This window comes from Peribacillus sp. R9-11 (genome assembly GCF_031345095.1).
Lineage (GTDB): Bacteria > Bacillota > Bacilli > Bacillales > DSM-1321 > Peribacillus > Peribacillus butanolivorans.
Genome location: NZ_CP133763.1, coordinates 2,777,098 through 2,795,474, shown reverse-complemented (window position 1 = coordinate 2,795,474; position 18,377 = coordinate 2,777,098). Strand labels below are relative to the sequence as shown.

Here is an 18,377-nt window from a genome sequence, read left to right as displayed (position 1 = left end):
GACACATTTTAGTTAAGTCCTTACAATGATTTTTGAGAGGATGTGTCCGTCTTGGAACGTAAGAATACAGGTGAAAAATATAATAATGAATTCAAGAAGACTATTGTAGATCTTTATCACTCGGGTAATTCGGTCAAAGAATTAAGCGGCGAATATGGCGTATCAGAAGTTACCATTTATAAATGGGTTAAAGAATTTACCCCTATCAGTTTAGGGGAAGAGTCTATGACTCCAAAGGAATTAGCCGCCATACAGAAGGAAAACCTTCGGTTAAAGCAAGAAGTTGAAATCTTAAAAAAGGCTATGGCCATATTCGCGAAAAAGTAACCGAGACAGTTCTTACCGAATTTATTGAGGAACACAAGAAACAATATCCCATACAAAAAATGTGTGAAATACTAGAAATCCCAAGAAGCAGCCATTATCAGTCCCCCTTCAAATAGTCTTATCAAATCGCAAACAGGAAAACCAAGAACTCACGAAGGAAATTCATCTCATTTACCAGGAAAGCAATGGAACGATATGGGGCTCCAAATATTCATGAAAGCTTATTATCCAAAAGGTTTTCCCTAAGTCTAAAGCGTGTTCAACGCTTAATAAGCAAGGCGAGAATTCGTCCTATTACTAAGAAAAAATACCGTCCCTATCCATCTAAAGAAAAGGTTATTTAATTGGATAATTTGTTAAAACGAGACTTCACTACTCAGACCATTAATGAGAAATGGGTAGCAGATATTACGTATATCCACACGTTAAAAGACGGATGGTGTTATTTAGCTTCGGTATTGGACCTTCATTCTAAGAAAATAGTAGGGTATTCATTTTCTCGTTCAATGACGACAGAACTGGTCATAAAAGCTTTCAATAACGCACACACTTCACAAAAGCCCTTGGAGATTTAACTGAAACATTTACTAATAGTGCAGTAGAAAAAGGGCTGACAAAGTATAAATATATTACGTATAAAGGAAAATTAGCTCGTCCTATAGGGGACGGCGACAGCATGTTAGAATGGCGGAAAGCAAAAATTAAATTGGTCTCTCAAAAACTAAACGTTAGATCTTATAAATTAATTGTTCCTACTGTTGATGGTGACACCGTAAACCGAATTGTTACCTTTTACAAGTCAGGATCTACTTGGAAAGTAAATCAGTTCGATGCAGTTCAATAAGAAAATAGCAAAAATGAAACACCTCTTATCCAAATAGTTAAAACTATATTGGATAAGAGGTGTATTTTTTATGAGAACTACCATTTGAATGGATAATTCTTTATATAGGCTCATATTTGTGTATGGCGCGGAACCTCACTTCTAATAAAGCACAGCAAGTATGCTGTGTATTAACGGATTTTTGCTTTTCGAAAGCCTTTATAGGATTCCAAGACTGTAAAAAATACATCGATTAGTATGACTCCCCAGTAAATCGAGCTTTTCCATTCATTGATAGAAAATAGATTCGAGATATACGTAATGAATTCGTGGGTGAATAAATTCGGATTACTGATGATGATGATAAATGTTATAGTGGATAGTAGCTGATAAATGGCATTGATCAAGGCAAGTTTTAGCGTCCATTGTCCTACGAGTAACTTGTAAATAGCCAAGATGACACCCAAGATAATGATGCAAAAAATCAGCGGCCAATAGGAATTCAAGACATCTTGATTAAAAGAGGGTGTCACAAAAATGAGGCCGTTATTTCTTCCTTCATAGACACCTAAGAGGTTGGCTGCGTTGAAATAAACGACAGCGAATATTGAGATAGCTAACAAACTTCCGAAAATCTCAATCTTAGGAATTACTTTTTTCTTAGAAATGTTCGGAATATGTTTTAAATCCTCTGGAGTCCATCGTTTCAAACTTTTTGTTAAAGGCATCTGATCCTTTGAAGTATCTGTGCGTTCTAAAATGGCAAATAAAAGCGTTAACCAAAAAAACACTTGGATACCTGTACTGATGATCCCTGCTATCCCTTTTCCTATTAACATGATAACTACTTCTATAATCGTTTTTTCACCAATATCTCCAAACACATTTTCTCCTATAAGTGCAATCAAGGAAATTACGGCTGTGATTGGTAAAATCATTTTTAATAGACTGATATATACATCATAATAACGTGGTCCAATCAAGTGCATCGGCCGATCTCGATAACCACTTGCCAGTGTAACCGGATCTCCTAATTTTAAAAGGACCTCTTTCACGTCTTGCTCGGTATAATCGTCTGGAAGCATATCTTCGATTGTAGACTGAAGCTCAAGCGCAATATCCTCTCGGTTTTTCTCTGGTAGTCTGCGGGTAACTTCCTGAATATAAAGTTCAATCAGTTCCATCGTCTTCCTCTCCTTTTAATAAAATATAAAGCTCCTGAGATGTTTTTTCCCATTCCTTCTTTAGTTGAATGAAAATTTCGTTTCCATAATCGCTTAAAATATAATACTTACGCGGTCTGCTCTCTGTAGTATCCCAGCTACTAGTCACCAATTCCTGTTTTTCCAGGCGTCGAAGCAATGGATATAATGTACTTTGATCAATGGTAATTCCCGACTTCTCTAATCGTTGGACAAGCGAATAACCATATTGGGGTTTTTTGAGCTGACTTAGAACTGCTAACGTCAAAGTTCCTCTGCGAAGCTCTGTTGTTAATGAATTCAATAAAGTGCTCACCCACTCACCTCTTCTCTATACTATGTGACGTACACTATACTTTATACTATGTATCATACACTATTATAGTTCCTACACCAACAAAAAATGTAAATATTTTCTGAAAAAGGATTTAGTGTATGGAAATTTTAGAATCACAAAAAAGAGAAGCGGTTTCCGCCTCTCTGCATTTCGTTATTAAAATCTTACAAGAATGACCCATAAAATCATCGTGGTAATTATCGTAACTACGCCCTGGAGCAATGTTGCCATCGTTTGTGCTTTGTAGGCATCCGTTACTTTCATTCCACTAAATTGGGTGACTACCCAGAAGAAGCTATCATTTACATGGCTAACAGTCATCGCACCTGCTCCAACAGCCATAACAACCAGTGCAAGTGGGACAGCACCCTCAATACCTAGTGTTGGTAGCATTGGTGCAATCAGTGATGATGTAATGACTAATGATGCTGTGGATGACCCCTGAGCTGTTTTCAAACCAGCTGCAATAAGGAATGGAACTAACAGGAACAAAGCTCCACTAAAGATGCTTCCAAGATCCCAACCTTGAATGATGTCAGCGATACCTGTATTTTTAATGACTGTTCCAAAAGCCCCGCCTGCTCCTGTAATTAATAAAATTGGGGCTGCATCTAATAAGGCTGTCGCAATCCAATTTGTTAACGTTTCTTCATCATATTTTGGTAGCAAGGTGAGTGCTGAGATAACACCTACAAGCAATGCAATCACGGGCTGGCCTAAGAAAATGAAAAATGAAGCGATACTTCCTTCTGTTCCAATCAGATTTAATACCGAACTAACTCCAATTAGGACGATTGGTAAGACAATCGGTAAAAAGGATTGAAAAGCAGATGGCATTTTCCCAAATGAACGAACAATCTCATCATAATCGTAGTCCAAATCATTTCGATCATCTTCTACCTCTATTTTGCTGGCCACTTTTATTGACCATAAATATCCAGCAAGTGCCGCAGGAATAGCGGTAATAAGCCCTATTAAAATGACAGTTCCTAAATATCCATCTGCTCCTATATTTCCTGCTGCTGCAATTGGACCAGGAGTAGGCGGCACAAGCGTATGTGTTGCATACAAACCAGTTGCAAGCGCAACTGACATTGAAGCAACAGCTACTTTTGCTCGTTTTGCCAAGGCTTTTCTTAAGCTGGATAGAATTACGAATCCAGAATCACAAAAAACAGGTATGGATACAATAAAGCCAATCATACTCATCGCTAGCTGCGGTCTTTTTGGACCGACAATACGCAGTGCAACCTCTGCCATTCGTAAAGCTGCTCCTGCCTTTTCCAAAATAGTTCCAATAATTGTTCCAAAAACGATGACAAGCCCAATGCTTGTCATCAAACCACCAAATCCCCCGTTTATATTCTCTACAATTTGTTCTAGAGGCATTCCTGAAGCAAACCCAACAAACAAGGTTCCTAATAGAAGCGATAAGAACGGATGTAGCTTAAATTTGGTTGTTGCAAATACAATCAAAAAAACTCCGATGGCTAAAACAATAAATAACATATGATAACCCCCTATTTTTTATTTTTTAAAAGAAGCTAAAAAAGTACGCATTACTTGCTCAGCTGAAACCTCTAAAAGTTCAGCCCCTCTTTCCATAGCTTCTTGTAACGGCATGGGAGCGTTTACAAGACTATGAATGCTAGTAATTCCATGATTATATAAAACGTCAATACCTGTTCCAATGGAACCAGCTAAGACAAATACCGGAATGCCTTGCTTTTTCGCTTCTTCTGCCACTCCCATTGGTGTTTTACCTGATGCTGTTTGGTAATCGATTTGTCCTTCACCAGTAAAGACACAATGAGCTCCACGGAGTTTTTCTCCAAGTTTGGTATATTCAATAACGATATCGACGCCTCTTTTCGTTTCGGCAGAGAAAAAGGCTTGGAATGCACCGCCAATTCCGCCTGCAGCACCAGCCCCTGCTTTATTATGCAAGCGAATACCTGTCTTGGTTTCTACCAAATTAGCCCAAATTGATAATGCTTTATCAAGAAGATCCACCATGACTGGTGTTGCCCCTTTTTGTGGACCAAATACAGAAGAGGCCCCATCAGGTCCGACCAATGGATTTTGAACATCTGATGCGATTATAAACTCACATTCTGCTATTCTTGAATCAAAATCTTGTGTATTTATTTCCACAATTCGTGATAATTCCGCCCCTCCGAATCCAACCGATTTCCCTTCTAAATCTAATGTTTTCATTCCTAAAGCCTGGAGCATTCCCACTCCGCCATCATTGGTAGCGCTTCCACCAATTCCTAAAATAAATTTTCGACATCCATCGTTCAATGCTTTTTGAATGAGCTCGCCAGTTCCATATGTAGTGGCTATCAATGGGTTCAGTTTATCTGACTCGACTAAACATAAACCTGATGCACTTGCCATTTCAATCACACATGTTTCCTGATCTCCCAAGATTCCATATGCAGCCTGCACACTATCAAGTAATGGTCCTTTTACTGTAACTTCGACTTTCCGACCATTTGTTGCAGCAACAAGACTATCCATTGTACCCTCGCCGCCATCCGCTACGGGAACTAGTAGTGTCTCTGCTGCTGGCAATACCTTTTTGACTCCCCGGTCTATTGCTTGCGAAGCCTCTAGTGCTGTCAAGCTTCCTTTAAAGGAATCTGGTGCAATAACAATTTTCATGGTCAGGCCCCCCTACGAATAAATTTAATATTAGGTTTATTATAATCTTCAGAAATATTTTAATCATCGTTCAAGCTATACAAAAAATTAGTATGACATATTTAGTTTTTTTGGCTATACTACATAGAAATAATTATCCTATGTTTGTTTTTTTCATTAATATCTAAATTTATAAAACTACTAGTATTAGAGCGGGTTTGAGTATTACCTTAAAACACTTATATAAAAATTAAAAGGTTAGTTAATAAAAATAGCTACACTTACTCTATCTCAGCAGTATAACTACCTAAAAAACTATTTAAGGATGATTTATATGCTAACTCAAGAAATCGCAAGGGAAATTGTTAAACAAACAACTATTAGACTCAATCGAAATATCAATATTATGGATGAGAAAGGAATCATTATTGCTTCAGGGAATCCTGATCGTATTAACCAAGCGCATTTTGGAGCAATAGAGGTACTTAAAACCGGTAAACCTTTAATTATTCATGAACAGGATCGCCATCATTGGCTGGGTGTACTTCCTGGTATTAATTTACCCATAGAGTTCCAGAAAGTAATTATTGGTGTTATAGGGATAACAGGAGACCCCGCAAAACTCAAGGAGTTTGGAGAATTAGTGAAAATGATTACAGAAATGATGCTTAATCAATCATTTATGGCAGAACAACTCGAGTGGAAACAGCATTTGAAGGAACTCGTTTTTGAAGACTTACTTAAGGAAACGATTAATCAAAATTCAATAGATCAGCGACTCAACCTGATTGGAATGAAATTAGAACCTCCTTTTCAAGTAGGTATTTTGGAAATAAAATTGAATCCGTTAAAAAAGAATGAGGTGATCCAACTATTAGAAAATGTTTTCGATACACAACACACCCTTATTGGATTCTTAAACGTTAATCGAGTTTTCATACTAACTTCTACCCTTACTGAAAATTTAATGAAGCAAAAAATGAATACAGCTATCCATCAATTAATCGCAAAAAGATTTTCTTTGCGGGTTGGGATGGGTTCATTGGCGGAATCTGAATTATATATATGTCACTCATTCCACGAAGCCGAATCAGCCCTGCTACTCGGCGACGACAATCAGTCTTTAACTACATATACAGAAGTGGAAACCAAAGCCCTTTTGGACCGAATAAATGATCGAACGAAACAACAATTTCAAGAAAGAATATTGGGGAGCTTATCTGAAAAACTGATTGAAACACTCCAACAATTTTTCCTTAGTAACTTAAATATCGGCGAATGTGCAAAAAGTATGTACATTCACCGTAATTCTCTTATTTACAGAATCAAAAAAATAAAGGAAATCACCGGTTATAACCCTCAGGAGCTAAATGATGCAATAACCTTACAATTAGCCATTTGGGTCAAACAAATGCAGCGGAAAGTTTGATTTTTATTGAGTGATAAAGTTGTACCTTCAATCTAATTATGTTCCTTTCATGTTTAAGAGTCTGAAGTAAATTTTTGTATAAATAATCGAAGTACCGAGTAGATTAACAATACATGATTCTTTGCATACAGGAGGGCTAGGATGAATAGCATCGCAAATATTTTAATTATTCTTGGATTTTCTATTATTTTCTTAATTTTCATTGTAATAGTTCTTTTATTAATCTATATGATTTTCTTTGATCGTAGGCAGAAACATCATGCGATTCTAAGGAATTATCCAGTGCTGGGAAGGGTTCGTTACTTTTTAGAAAAGATAGGTCCTGAAATGCGTCAATACTGGTTCAACAGTGATAATGAGGGAAAACCTTTTTCTCGAGATGACTATGAACACATGGTAAAAAGCTCAAAATATTTACGGGATGTCATTGGTTTTGGTTCAAAACGAGATTTCGATGAAGAAGGATTCTTTGTAAGGAATAGTATGTTCCCAAAATTGGCTGAAGAAGAAAAATACGACCGAGAAACAAAAGTGATGACTAAAAGATACGTCCTTATGAAGGATCCGCTTTTCTCACAACGAGAAGAAACATGGGGAGATGAAGAATCCAATGCCTATTTATTGGATGATGAGGATGCTGTGATTATTGGTCCGAACACAAAAAATCCCTTTAAATTAAAAGGACTTATCGGGATGTCTGCTATGAGTTATGGATCATTGGGGAAGAATGCTATCACTGCTCTGTCTGAAGGATTAGCTTTAGCAAAAGGCACATGGATGAATACAGGAGAAGGTGGCCTTTCCCCTTATCATTTAATAGGAGGGGTCGATATTATTATGCAAATCGGACCAGCCATGTTTGGAGTTCGAGATAGTATCGGCGAAATGGATTGGGATGAGTTAAAAAGAAAAAGTGAAATTCCAGAAATCAAAGCCTTTGAGGTTAAATTAGCCCAAGGGGCAAAAACTCGCGGAGGTCATATCGATGCTGAAAAAGTAAATCCTGAAATTGCAGAGATTCGAAAGGTTGAGGCTTACAAATCAATCGATAGTCCGAATCGATTTCATCAATTTCATGATGTAGAATCAATGTGTGACTTCGTTGACAAAATCCGAAACCATACAGGCATACCGGTTGGTATTAAGATGGTTATCGGTGGAAATGATAGTGTTGAAAAACTTGCCAAATATATGAAAGATACTGGAAAAGGTCCAGATTTCATAACATTGGATGGCGGAGAAGGAGGCACAGGTGCTTCTTATCAAGAATTGATTGATAGCGTAGGGTTGCCTATCAAATCAGCTTTACCAATCCTAGTTTCAACTCTTGAAAAATATGGCGTCCGAGATCAGGTGAAAATCATTGCCTCTGGTAAGCTGTTCACTCCTGACCGAATTGCCATCGCTTTAGCTATGGGAGCTGATCTTGTCAATATAGCCCGTGGTTTCATGATTTCAATCGGATGTATACAGACTATGAAATGTCAATCCAATGCTTGTCCTGTCGGGGTTGCAACGACTGATCCAGAATTGCAACAGGCACTAGTCATTGATGAAAAGAAATACCGGGTCGTAAATTTTCTCGTTACCCTAAGAAAAGGACTATTCCGAATATCAGCAGCCGCTGGTTTGGATTCTCCCGTTCGTTTCCAGCCAATGCATATTAGCTATAAGGACGACAAAGGAATCGTCACGTCCCTTGAAAATATTCTAAATGAAGTTAAGGGACAAATAAGAGTAAGTAAATAGTTGTAAAAGTACTAAACCACCGCCTATTTTGTTGATAGGCGTTTTTTTGTCGAAGTCTCCTCTTCTATTTCTTTCGATACGAAAAGAAATGAAAGTGAAGTCAATGGCCCCCTCAATTTTACGAACCAAATGGTTCGCTGGCACCAGTTGATCCAAAGTAATCATTTCAAGTTGATCTCGCTGAATAGAATTATGTTTCGAGAGCATTGTCATCACATCAAGTTTTAATACTCCTATATTTATTAAAACAAAAAAGACTGTAGGCAAAAGTGTTTATTTCTAATTGTTAAAACAAAGTTGATTGGAACGGAAGGTGCGAGACTCCTGCGGGAAAAGCATGTCCAAGGGAGACCCCACAGGCGCAAAGGCGCCGAGGAGGCTCCCTGACCGCCCGCGGAAAGCGAGTGCCCTACGTTCCAATCAACGTTCGAATTTTTACAACCCCTCGAAAACACTGTAGACAAACTCGATTTTCATCGAGTTTGTCTACAGTCTGAAAGCTCATGTGTATGAGCTTGTATAAACCAAATTAAATTTTTAAATCAAAACTAGGAAGAAAAATTAAATGGATTGATAATACCATATGCCTTCACGTTTGAATTTACTGCATTGGTCGTTGGAATAAAGGTATTCAAGGTGTGCCAATGTTTCACCCACCGCAAACCGTGATTCGTGGATTGATAAATTTTTAAAAAGGACATTGCACGCGGCATTTACTGTTATCGGCTCTTTCATGTTTTCATAAACTTCATTTAATCGATCTTGATGGTGATCCAATAATTCCACAATTCTTTTATTGGCATTTTTAAAAGGTGTTCCATGTGAAGGGATGACATATTCAACGTCCAGCTTTTGTATTTTTTTCAATGAAGTAAAAAACGCTTCTAATGGATTGGTGATGCCTCGAAACCAATACGAGATATTTGGTGAAATCCTAGGTAAAATATGATCTGTTGAGAAAAGGACACTATTTTCCTTATTATATAGGGTAATTAGCCCATCTGAATGTCCAGGTGTCAAAATCACTTCATATTCGTACTTGCCAAAACATATTTTCATCCCTTCTTCAAGGTGATTATTCACAGTAGGATAGGGTTTTACCTGTGTGATAAAGCTAATTTCATCACTGGACATGGCAGATGCTTTATCATCTATAATACCGCATGCATCATAATTGCCCTTAAGGAATTGTAGTGAACCAGGTTCCCAATATGTCGTCCCCGCCAATTCATCCACTTGTGTCATCCAAACATCTGCACCTGTTAATGCTTGTAAAGTCCCAGCATAGCCGAAATGATCTGGATGATAATGAGTAAGTACGATATCATTAACATCGTGTTTTTCAATTATGGGATTCCATATATCCCTTGTTACTTTGTTGTTCAATCCTGTATCAATAATTGTCCACCCTTTTTCACCTTCTGCTAGAAAACAATGAACGTGGTCCAACCTAAAAGGCAATGGAATGGTAACTTGAGTAACTTCTAATTCATTCAGCAAGTCTAATTCTCCTTCCAATATAACTATTGAATTCACTTTTCTTCTTGGATTCCCTCCTTCTTTAATAACGAAAAAACATTTTACGCCATGTAGTTATGGGATTCCTTTTATGGGGACTGTTTGGTTATCATATTCTACAAACAAATAGTTAATAGAAGCAACTATTAAATAAAGTTATATAATTTATTAATTCGACGAGTTCTCTGATGTTCCTCTAAACAATATCCTTGGATTTATCGATAATGGTATAAAAATCAAATTATTATTTTCTTTAAATAGTTGAGTTGCTGTATAAAGCAACACGATAATCTTACATCAAATTCAATTCGTGTAGAAATTATTCTATAAGAGAGGTCATTTTGCTTGCTTATTCCATTGTAATCACTACTAGTTAACTTAATGAAAAAGAACCGCCATCACTATATGATGGCGGTTCTTCGCTTTACTTATCTTCCTCGATTGTTTCAACAAGAATAAATAGAAAATTATAGATTAGACTAAAAGCTTCTCCTAATGACATGTCTTCTCGAAATCCTTTAACATTATTCAAGGCAAAATTCACGTCCCATAGCCCATCACCTTGGTTGAACATCAAACTGAATGACCCGATACCGCCTTGAAGCTCCTTATTTAAATAGGCTTTTATAGCATCTCCTAATTTTTTCTGAAATTTTAATCCGAACATGGCGTTATAAGTACTGAATACATCATCAACTTCCAAAGAAAGTGCCTCAACCCCGATTAGTTCGAACCATGAAGATTCAAAGTAAAGGAATTCCTCTATATTTGTTTTTAAAAACTCAATTGGTTGAGATAAAAATGCAGCAGTTTCTTCAGAAATCATTTCTTCGCTTTCTTTATTACTGCGTTCGATATAAGCATCATCAAAGCGGAAAGTGTTATCTTTTTCTACGATAGAAATATCGTCAGGGATTAACTTATGTCTCTCTGCATAATCCAATTCTTCTTTAAACAATTCCAGCTTGTTTTCACTTAAAGTTTTTGATATGTATGCTTCCATTTGTTTTTTTAACATGGTATGTCCTCCTAGTATCTTTTCAAACTGATCCGTTTCAATCATAGCATATTCATTACAGATAAAATAACTATGTGAAAAATCAATTAATATATCGATTGTGGCAATCGTTTGGCGTCTTCGATATAGTTATACTAGAGGGTTTTATACAAATGAAAGAAATGAGATGTTAAACATGCAAAAAATCATTATAGTGGGAGCAGGAATTTTAGGAGCCTCCACGGCCTATCAGCTTGTAAAAATGGGAGCCGATGTTGTCATTGTTGATCGCCTAGATAGAGGACAAGCCACCGCCGCTGCGGCAGGCATCGTGTGTCCATGGATTTCACAACGGCGTAATAAAGATTGGTATCACCTCGCGAAAAATGGTGCGCGTTTTTATCCCAATCTAATTAAAGAGCTTGAACGGGACGGGGAAACAGAGACTGGCTATGCCCAAGTAGGGGCTATCAGCTTACATACGGATGAAGAAAAACTGCTGGCCATGCAGAAACGAGCGACAAAGCGAAAAGAAGATGCACCTGAGATAGGGGATATTACTTTGCTCACTTCTGAGGAAACGAATGCCCTATTTCCGCCTCTTTCCGGCGAATATGCTGCTGTCCATATAAGTGGAGCCGCACGAGTCGATGGACGGGCACTTCGTGATTCATTACTTCGTGCTTCACAAAAAAACGGAGCGAAACTTATGTATGGTGAGGCTGCTCTGACATATAGCGATTCACAGGTAACAGGTGTAACAATTGCTGATGAGGTCATTGCCGCCGATAAAGTAATTGTATGCGCAGGAGCATGGGCCCATCAATTACTGGAACCATTGGGAGTCAATTTTCAAGTCAGCTTTCAAAAAGCTCAAATTGTTCATCTAGGATTGCCGGATACAAACACAAATAACTGGCCGGTTGTTATGCCGCCTAGTGACCAATACTTGTTGGCTTTCGAAGATAATAAAATCGTAGCCGGGGCAACACATGAAAATATGGAAGTATTCGATAATCGAATGACCGCAGGAGGATTACAGGAAGTTTTTAATAAAGCATTAAATACTGCTCCTGGTTTGGCAGATAGTACGTTTATTGAAGCAAGAGTAGGGTTCAGACCCTTCACTCCTGATTTCCTTCCAGTAATTGGCCCCATACCTGATTGGGAAGGTATCATAGTTGCTAATGGGCTAGGTGCTTCCGGTCTAACAATGGGCCCTTATATCGGCTCTCAACTGGCAAATCTTGCACTTGATAGAGAAATAGACATCGATTTAGAAAAGTATGACGTGAAGGGTGCTATAGAAATGTAACCTCTTGTATTAGCGCTCGATATATAAATACACGAAACAAATAAAATAGATTAAGAATATGAACTGTGCCCAAGAAATAGACGATTGACAACAGTAATATCTTTGATTTACCACTAAATGACCCCGGCCTTTGTCCAGGGTCATTCTTTTCGGTATGCAATCGTACTTCAGTTTCGAATTCAGAGAAAAAAAAGACAAATTCTCGTTCCGAACCGAAAGGCAGGAAAAGAATTTATCTTTAAAAGGTTTTTGGGGATAGAGATAAACGATAGGGTTTACAGGTAAAACTTATTGGTTAAAACGTCCGCGCTGGCGTAGTAATTCTCGGTTCAAGTTTGGATCCTTTTCAAATGCAGCACGTCCGTGAAGCCAAAAAATATTATTAACGACAACCAAATCACCAACAGGAAGTTCTAGTTCAATTACACTTTCATCAGCTTCCAATGATTTAGAGAAATCACGTAGGTATTTTGCTTGTTCAATGGACTCAGGATAAACAAATTGATCGATAAAACAAACACCCGGCTTGTTATTATGATTAAAGAAAGTTAAACGTTCAATTTCTTGATCAATATTTTTACTTTTTGGAGCTTTATACGTAAATTTTTGATTTGCTAATGGGTGATTGACGTACTTATCAAGTTCCTTCCAATCATCAAGGTGTAATAAACGTGATTCACCTCCGCGGGCATTTTCTTCGATCGTCTTCATCATAAGCAACCAGTCTGTCGGCTCATCTACAAAGGTACCGTCTGTATGAAGAGTAAATAAACGATATGCCTGACGTAGATATGAATCGCTGCTATCTGTATCTTGTACACTAAAACGTGCATAGTACTTTCCAGACATTGCATCATGGTTTGGAGTTCCAAGTAAATGTGAAATCGCTGTTGCGAAAATAACATATTCATCAGTATTTTCAGAGACACCTTCTAAACCAAGAGTGAATCCGCCAGACTCTCGATCATGAACAATGCTCCGAAGTACTTCGCCAAACTCTTCTCCTACTTGGTCCAATAGGTAAGAAGCGACAATGCGACGTGCGTATGGTGTATATTCCAAATGTTGTACAGATTGATTATCCTTTAATACTACTTCTAAAAAACTTGCAATTGCCTCTTTTGAGATTTCAATATGATACAAACGATCTGTTTGCGGGTGAACTTTCACCTCATATATTTCAGTTTTCTTTTCAAACTTCGCTTTCTTTTTTTCTGCAATACTCATGAATAATTCCTCCTGTTATTTGTAAAATAGGGTAATGAGTTAACGGGAAATATAAAAAGCCAGTCGCACAAGTTCCCTACTAAAATAGGATTCTACTTGTACAACTGGCTTATATTCACTTCACTGCTCTATGCAAATAGAGTCACAGCGAATATGCAGTTTATGTATTATTTATGTTTCCTGTTTCCAATTATTATAATCTATTCACGATTTTGAAAAGGTATTTTACAAAAGGTGATAATGTCATAATATTGGCTTAATTCAATTAAAACACTTTCGTATTCTAATGTCAACTCTTTTTACTTATTATTCAGATAAATTAAATCAAAAATCTAGTTCGGTTGTTTTGGTTTTTCCCCGGCCTTAATTTGCTGAAAATGGAGATCTAAGTCTTTTAATGCAGCGATCAACGCATTTGTTGCCTTTCCCCGATAATAGGATTGAATAGATTCTATCGCATTATCAACACCATCATTTAAACTAGTCCCTTTTAACACGCGTCCAATAAATTCACGTCCATGTTCTGTTGCCAATGTACAGGAAGCTTCTAGTATAACCCCATATTTAGCATCGACTTCTGCAGTAATGGTTAACGTTTCAAAGACACTTTTTGCTGCCATTCCCTGGGGTAAACGTGCGTGACCTGCAATAAATATTGTTTTGCCATTAAACATGAGGCTTCTTCCTTTCTAAAAATGATTTATTTTATTAAAGCTGCTTCCAATAAGTGCGATTGTTCTGGAATACGGTTAACAACCTCTTTTCCAATTTCAATAGAAGCTGTAGCTGCAGGAGACGGAGCGTTACATACATGAACAGTACGTTTCCCCATTATAATATGAAAGTCATCTACCATATTCCCATCGTCCTGTAGAGCCTGCGCTCGAACGCCTGCAGGTGCCGGAATTAAATCATCTTCCTGAATTTCAGGAATTAACTCCTGGAGGCTTTTCGTAAATTGCTTCTTGCTAAAAGAACGGACATATTCATCCATCCCTTCTTTCATAAATTTACTCGCGAGTTTCCAGAACCCTTTGTAACTTAAAACTTCTGTTAAATCTTTTGCATTGAAGTCTGTTTTTTTATAGCCTTCACGTTTAAAACTTAACACAGCATTTGGACCAGCATCTACTTCTCCGCTAATCATCCGAGTAAAATGGACCCCTAAAAACGGAAATTTTGGATTTGGAACAGGATAAATTAAATGGTTAACGAGATGGCGTTTTTCTGGTATCAACTTAAAATACTCGCCACGGAATGGTACAATTTTCATATCAGTTTTGTACCCCGCTGCTGCTGCAATACGGTCACTGTGCAACCCAGCACAATTAATTACCAATCGTGCTTTTAGGGTGCCGTTGTTCGTCTCAATCGTTACACTATCTGATTCCTCGTTAATTTTTTCTACTTTTGTATTTAGCTTAATCTCACCGCCATATTCTTTGACAATATCGGCGATTTTTTCGCTGACCTGACGATAATTTACAATACCTGCTTGCGGGACGCGAATCGCACCAAGTCCGTTTACATGTGGTTCGATTTCCTTTAATTCATCCACACTTATTTTTTTTATAGCCAGTTCATTTTGTAGACCACGTGTATACAAATCATTAAGAATTGGTAACTCATCTTGCTTTGTCGCAACAATGACCTTTCCACAAATATCATGTTCGATTCCATGTGTTTGACAGAATTCCGTCATTGATTTGCTTCCTTGGCGAGCAAATTGTGCTTTAAAACTTCCTGGTTTATAATATATTCCGGAATGAATAACACCGCTGTTATGACCAGTTTGATGATCTGCAACAACAGACTCTTTTTCAATAACTACCACTCTCGCATTAGGATACCGCTTATAAAGTGCCATTCCCGTTGATAAACCTACAATTCCCCCACCAACAATTGCAAAATCATACATAATTACCACTCCTTATTATTTATGGTTTTTTTAGCAACTCCATACACGTGATTAAATTATTCTTTGTTCGTAAAATATGATATTCCACAGATGCTCGAAGTTCTGCAGGATCGCCTCGTAAAGCTGCTTCATAAATCATCCTGTGTTCCCGCTGAGTTTCAAGGTAATAATCAATAAGCAAGTTGGGCGCAATTGGCGAGATACCTAGCGTTTCTACCATTTTTTGAACCCTAGGCCATGGACAACCTTTTCGAAGGGTTTCATGAAAAGTCGCATTCAATTGAATATAGTGTTCATTTGTTACATCGGATAACTGAATCTCTTCCATTTCAATCAATATTTTCTCTAATTGTTTTTTGTCTTCTTTTGTTAAATAGGGAAGTGACTTTTCAACAGCTAGGCCTTCAAGAAGAGACCTAGTATGGTAGATTTCTTCAATATCATCTCGGGTTATTGGAGTGACGATAGCTCCTTTGTGTGGAACCATTTCCACTAAACCTTCCATTTGAAGCTGTGTAAGCGCTTCTCGAATGGGCATTCTGCTTACATCTAATCGTTCAGCCCATTCCTCTTGAATTAAACGCTCGCCTTTTTTCAGTGTCCCGTTTAAAATTGCCTGTCTAAGACTTTTTGTTACATTGTTTACGATTGTTGACTTATCTCTATTAGCATTATCCAATTTATCTTCCACCTTTCAACATTGGATACAATTTTAACTATAACAACTATATAAAACGATTACAATAGTAAAAATAAAAGATATTGTATCCAATCCTAAAATAATTGGATACAATATATCGAAAATCCACCTTTTATCTATCACAAGAGAAAGTAACCTTCTGCTACGCTTACTTTAGTTCAATCTTTAATTTTTCTACTCTACGTAATAATGTCGTTCTATGGAAGACCGAGTTTTTCATCAGTTTAGACACATCCTCTCCTTTGTATAGATTATATAATTATTAATGTTGGTATTTAAAAGAGGAAAAAAAAACTTGGTCCTCTTTATGTTTTTCAACTATGCTTCCGTTTGTTATTTTGAAAAAGGTGATTCTTTTTTTCTGACTATGATACAATTAACTAAAAAACCAAATTTATACAAAGGAGTGAGGATATAATGAGTAAAGAAGTATATATTATTGGCGATATTCGCACTAATAATTTCACGGATGAAAATTTATTCGATAAAATTGGGTCATTATGGAATAAAATGAATGATTTCAATATTGAAAATGATATTAAGTATGGGGTTTACCATCAATACACAAGTAATTATCGTGGTGACTATACTTTAACTATTGCTACTGAAACTCCAGTGTCAAATGAAAAAATTATTATTCCAGAAAATGAATATAAAGTGTTTGAATGTTTACAAGATGAGCATTCCATAAGTGAAACTTGGAAAAAGATATGGCAGCTTGAAGATGAAAAAAAGTTAAATAGGGCATATAGCCTGGATTATGAAAAATATTATCCTGATGGAAAAGTGGAAATACATATAGCGATTAAATAATGCATTAACAAAAGAACCCTATAAAATATAGGGTTCTTTTGTAATGTCCCTAAAAAATAGTTATCTAAGATCTTTGTTATCTATACTATCCTTAGCTCAATTTCCCATTGAATTTAACACCTAATATCTAAGAAGAAAAAGACACTGTCATTACTCTTGTTGAGCAATATTCCCTCATGTTCTTTATTCTTCCCTCTTTATTTTAGATTCATCAAATATTTTGTTAGTACAGATTTAAATATCTTTTCTAAATATAAGGAATTCTACTTTCCAGTTATTTATAATGTGCGCTGATGGTTCTATAAAATAACAACTATTCCAAAAGAATATTATATTAATATGTAAGATATTTAATAACAAAACTTTTTTTGATTTACCTCATTTTATTCCCCAGGGTTTCTTATAAGATGTACCACCAATTTATATACAAATGATTCATCCTAGATAATTTACTCTTAAATTTAGAATTATAATTGAAAATAACTAGTTTACATAATGTTATTATGATAAATAAAAAAAGAACCTTATTGGTCCTTTTTTTAATAATAGAAATCCATCAATGTTTCGTCCATTAAATCCTGTGTGAGTCCTATGTATATCATCGTATCTTTTGGATTGGAGTGATTAAGAATTTGTTGAAGTAAAGCGATATCCTTAAATTTTTGATAATGCAAATAGCCAAATGTTTTTCGGAGTGTATGTGTGCCAACATCCGGAATATCAGCCATTTCTGCTGCTTTGTTTAAAACCCTATATGCTTGTACCCTAGTGATTGGACCATTTCCTTTTCGGCTAGGAAATAAATAGTTTTCACTTTTCAGGTTCATCTTCCGAACATACTTCCGGACCTCTTTCCGAAGTTGAGGGTTGACAAGGAACCGTTTAATTTTCTCTGTCTTTTGCTCTACAATGACGATATGCGTTCCCTCTAGGATATCTTTTACACGTAACTGTAAAAGATCACCGATTCGAAGTCCAATGTTAATCCCGATAGAGAACATCATATAATCGCGGTAGCTGCAATATTTTAATAGAGATTTTTTCATCTTATCTATGTGATCCAGTCGGCGTATCGGCTGGACATTTTTGATTCTTTGAGAGGTTGCTTGCATGAGTAACTCATTCCCCTTTCCTCTTCTTTCATTGTACGTGAATTGACGAAAAAAAGGCAAGTTTTTTAAATTATAATGCTCTCAAAAACCTTGATTTGACGCGATTTCGAATGTATCAATACAGGTCCTTTGTTACATTCGGAATATTCTTATATTAATAGTAGATAAAGAGTTTAATTCTCCCAATCCCCTTAAATGTATTTTAATAGCGTTTAGAAAGACTTTATAACAATCGCGATGAAATACCCTAACGATTAAAAATGG

Annotated in this window: 17 protein-coding genes and 1 pseudogene; 6 read left to right on the top strand and 12 right to left on the bottom strand. The window is 36.6% G+C overall.

What is annotated here, in order from left to right; all coding sequences use genetic code 11:
• Positions 1–51: 51 nt before the first annotated feature.
• Both RE409_RS13700 and RE409_RS13695 read left to right on the top strand, forming a co-directional pair.
• Positions 52–890: pseudogene (locus tag RE409_RS13700) on the top strand (IS3 family transposase); the annotation flags it as partial.
• 47 nt (positions 891–937) lie between these two features.
• Positions 938–1,171 (top strand): DL-endopeptidase inhibitor IseA family protein, encoded by a 234-nt coding sequence (locus tag RE409_RS13695; protein ID WP_201183262.1) that lies wholly within the window; start codon positions 938–940, stop codon positions 1,169–1,171.
• Positions 1,172–1,341: 170 nt separating this feature from the next.
• On the opposite strand, the gene RE409_RS13690 is transcribed toward RE409_RS13695, so the two are convergent.
• From RE409_RS13690 to RE409_RS13675, 4 genes are all read right to left on the bottom strand, one after another.
• A complete protein-coding gene (locus RE409_RS13690) occupies positions 1,342–2,334 on the bottom strand; it encodes an HAAS signaling domain-containing protein (RefSeq protein WP_309559199.1) in 993 nt (330 codons plus the stop codon).
• On the bottom strand, positions 2,321–2,668 hold the full coding sequence (locus RE409_RS13685) for a PadR family transcriptional regulator (RefSeq protein WP_201180513.1): 348 nt from the start codon (positions 2,666–2,668) through the stop codon (positions 2,321–2,323). Before RE409_RS13685 ends, RE409_RS13690 begins: the two co-directional genes overlap by 14 nt.
• A 177-nt stretch (positions 2,669–2,845) precedes the next feature.
• Positions 2,846–4,198 carry a GntP family permease gene (locus tag RE409_RS13680; RefSeq protein ID WP_309559198.1) on the bottom strand — a complete coding sequence of 451 codons (1,353 nt, stop codon included), beginning with the start codon at positions 4,196–4,198 and terminating at the stop codon, positions 2,846–2,848.
• A gap of 18 nt (positions 4,199–4,216) precedes the next feature.
• Entirely contained in the window at positions 4,217–5,356 is a 1,140-nt protein-coding gene (locus tag RE409_RS13675) for a glycerate kinase (protein ID WP_309559197.1), read from the bottom strand.
• A 313-nt stretch (positions 5,357–5,669) separates the two neighbouring features.
• Between RE409_RS13675 and RE409_RS13670 the strand changes: the two genes are divergently transcribed.
• Positions 5,670–6,764 (top strand): CdaR family transcriptional regulator, encoded by a 1,095-nt coding sequence (locus RE409_RS13670; RefSeq protein WP_309559196.1) that lies wholly within the window; start codon positions 5,670–5,672, stop codon positions 6,762–6,764.
• A 141-nt stretch (positions 6,765–6,905) separates the two neighbouring features.
• Positions 6,906–8,513, top strand: a complete 1,608-nt coding sequence (locus RE409_RS13665) for an FMN-binding glutamate synthase family protein (RefSeq protein ID WP_201180519.1) — start codon at positions 6,906–6,908, stop codon at positions 8,511–8,513.
• Here RE409_RS13665 and RE409_RS13660 read toward each other — a convergent pair.
• The 3 genes from RE409_RS13660 to RE409_RS13650 all read right to left on the bottom strand — a co-directional run bounded on the left by RE409_RS13660 (position 8,475) and on the right by RE409_RS13650 (position 11,049).
• On the bottom strand, positions 8,475–8,780 hold the full coding sequence (locus tag RE409_RS13660) for a hypothetical protein (protein ID WP_309559195.1): 306 nt from the start codon (positions 8,778–8,780) through the stop codon (positions 8,475–8,477). The two genes, RE409_RS13665 and RE409_RS13660, sit on opposite strands and share 39 nt — an antisense overlap.
• 294 nt (positions 8,781–9,074) lie before the next feature.
• Positions 9,075–10,013: an MBL fold metallo-hydrolase gene (locus tag RE409_RS13655; RefSeq protein WP_309559194.1), complete on the bottom strand. Its 939-nt coding sequence runs from the start codon at positions 10,011–10,013 to the stop codon at positions 9,075–9,077.
• Positions 10,014–10,455: 442 nt separating this feature from the next.
• The gene (locus tag RE409_RS13650) at positions 10,456–11,049 is read right to left on the bottom strand and encodes a branched-chain amino acid aminotransferase (protein WP_309559193.1); all 594 of its coding nucleotides are present in this window, start codon (positions 11,047–11,049) and stop codon (positions 10,456–10,458) included.
• Between the two features lie 175 nt (positions 11,050–11,224).
• Here RE409_RS13650 and RE409_RS13645 point away from each other — a divergent pair, with 175 nt between their 5' ends.
• Complete coding sequence (locus RE409_RS13645) at positions 11,225–12,343, top strand: NAD(P)/FAD-dependent oxidoreductase (protein WP_201180520.1); 1,119 nt, start codon at positions 11,225–11,227, stop codon at positions 12,341–12,343.
• Positions 12,344–12,631: 288 nt separating this feature from the next.
• Here RE409_RS13645 and glaH read toward each other — a convergent pair whose 3' ends face one another.
• From glaH to RE409_RS13625, 4 genes are all read right to left on the bottom strand, one after another.
• A complete protein-coding gene (glaH, locus tag RE409_RS13640; protein WP_201253517.1) occupies positions 12,632–13,570 on the bottom strand; it encodes a glutarate dioxygenase GlaH in 939 nt (312 codons plus the stop codon).
• A gap of 332 nt (positions 13,571–13,902) precedes the next feature.
• Positions 13,903–14,244 (bottom strand): DUF3870 domain-containing protein, encoded by a 342-nt coding sequence (locus RE409_RS13635; RefSeq protein ID WP_057213787.1) that lies wholly within the window; start codon positions 14,242–14,244, stop codon positions 13,903–13,905.
• A gap of 26 nt (positions 14,245–14,270) precedes the next feature.
• Entirely contained in the window at positions 14,271–15,488 is a 1,218-nt protein-coding gene (lhgO, locus tag RE409_RS13630; protein ID WP_309559192.1) for an L-2-hydroxyglutarate oxidase, read from the bottom strand.
• Between the two features lie 19 nt (positions 15,489–15,507).
• Positions 15,508–16,167, bottom strand: a complete 660-nt coding sequence (locus RE409_RS13625) for a GntR family transcriptional regulator (RefSeq protein WP_309559191.1) — start codon at positions 16,165–16,167, stop codon at positions 15,508–15,510.
• A 438-nt stretch (positions 16,168–16,605) separates the two neighbouring features.
• Between RE409_RS13625 and RE409_RS13620 the strand changes: the two genes are divergently transcribed.
• Entirely contained in the window at positions 16,606–17,001 is a 396-nt protein-coding gene (locus RE409_RS13620; protein WP_201253515.1) for a GyrI-like domain-containing protein, read from the top strand.
• Between the two features lie 539 nt (positions 17,002–17,540).
• Here RE409_RS13620 and RE409_RS13615 read toward each other — a convergent pair.
• Complete coding sequence (locus RE409_RS13615) at positions 17,541–18,113, bottom strand: site-specific integrase (protein WP_207196090.1); 573 nt, start codon at positions 18,111–18,113, stop codon at positions 17,541–17,543.
• Positions 18,114–18,377 lie beyond the last annotated feature (264 nt).

What these genes read in the sequence shown, in the direction of transcription:
- lhgO (WP_309559192.1), bottom strand. Translation starts at nt 15,488, where the DNA reads ATGTATGATTTTGCAATTGTTGGTGGGGGAATTGTAGGTTTATCAACG.
- RE409_RS13675 (WP_309559197.1), bottom strand. Translation starts at nt 5,356, where the DNA reads ATGAAAATTGTTATTGCACCAGATTCCTTTAAAGGAAGCTTGACAGCA.
- RE409_RS13650 (WP_309559193.1), bottom strand. Translation starts at nt 11,049, where the DNA reads ATGTTAAAAAAACAAATGGAAGCATACATATCAAAAACTTTAAGTGAA.
- RE409_RS13690 (WP_309559199.1), bottom strand. Translation starts at nt 2,334, where the DNA reads ATGGAACTGATTGAACTTTATATTCAGGAAGTTACCCGCAGACTACCA.
- RE409_RS13665 (WP_201180519.1), top strand. Translation starts at nt 6,906, where the DNA reads ATGAATAGCATCGCAAATATTTTAATTATTCTTGGATTTTCTATTATT.
- RE409_RS13680 (WP_309559198.1), bottom strand. Translation starts at nt 4,198, where the DNA reads ATGTTATTTATTGTTTTAGCCATCGGAGTTTTTTTGATTGTATTTGCA.
- RE409_RS13620 (WP_201253515.1), top strand. Translation starts at nt 16,606, where the DNA reads ATGAGTAAAGAAGTATATATTATTGGCGATATTCGCACTAATAATTTC.
- RE409_RS13645 (WP_201180520.1), top strand. Translation starts at nt 11,225, where the DNA reads ATGCAAAAAATCATTATAGTGGGAGCAGGAATTTTAGGAGCCTCCACG.
- glaH (WP_201253517.1), bottom strand. Translation starts at nt 13,570, where the DNA reads ATGAGTATTGCAGAAAAAAAGAAAGCGAAGTTTGAAAAGAAAACTGAA.
- RE409_RS13615 (WP_207196090.1), bottom strand. Translation starts at nt 18,113, where the DNA reads ATGCAAGCAACCTCTCAAAGAATCAAAAATGTCCAGCCGATACGCCGA.
- RE409_RS13635 (WP_057213787.1), bottom strand. Translation starts at nt 14,244, where the DNA reads ATGTTTAATGGCAAAACAATATTTATTGCAGGTCACGCACGTTTACCC.
- RE409_RS13670 (WP_309559196.1), top strand. Translation starts at nt 5,670, where the DNA reads ATGCTAACTCAAGAAATCGCAAGGGAAATTGTTAAACAAACAACTATT.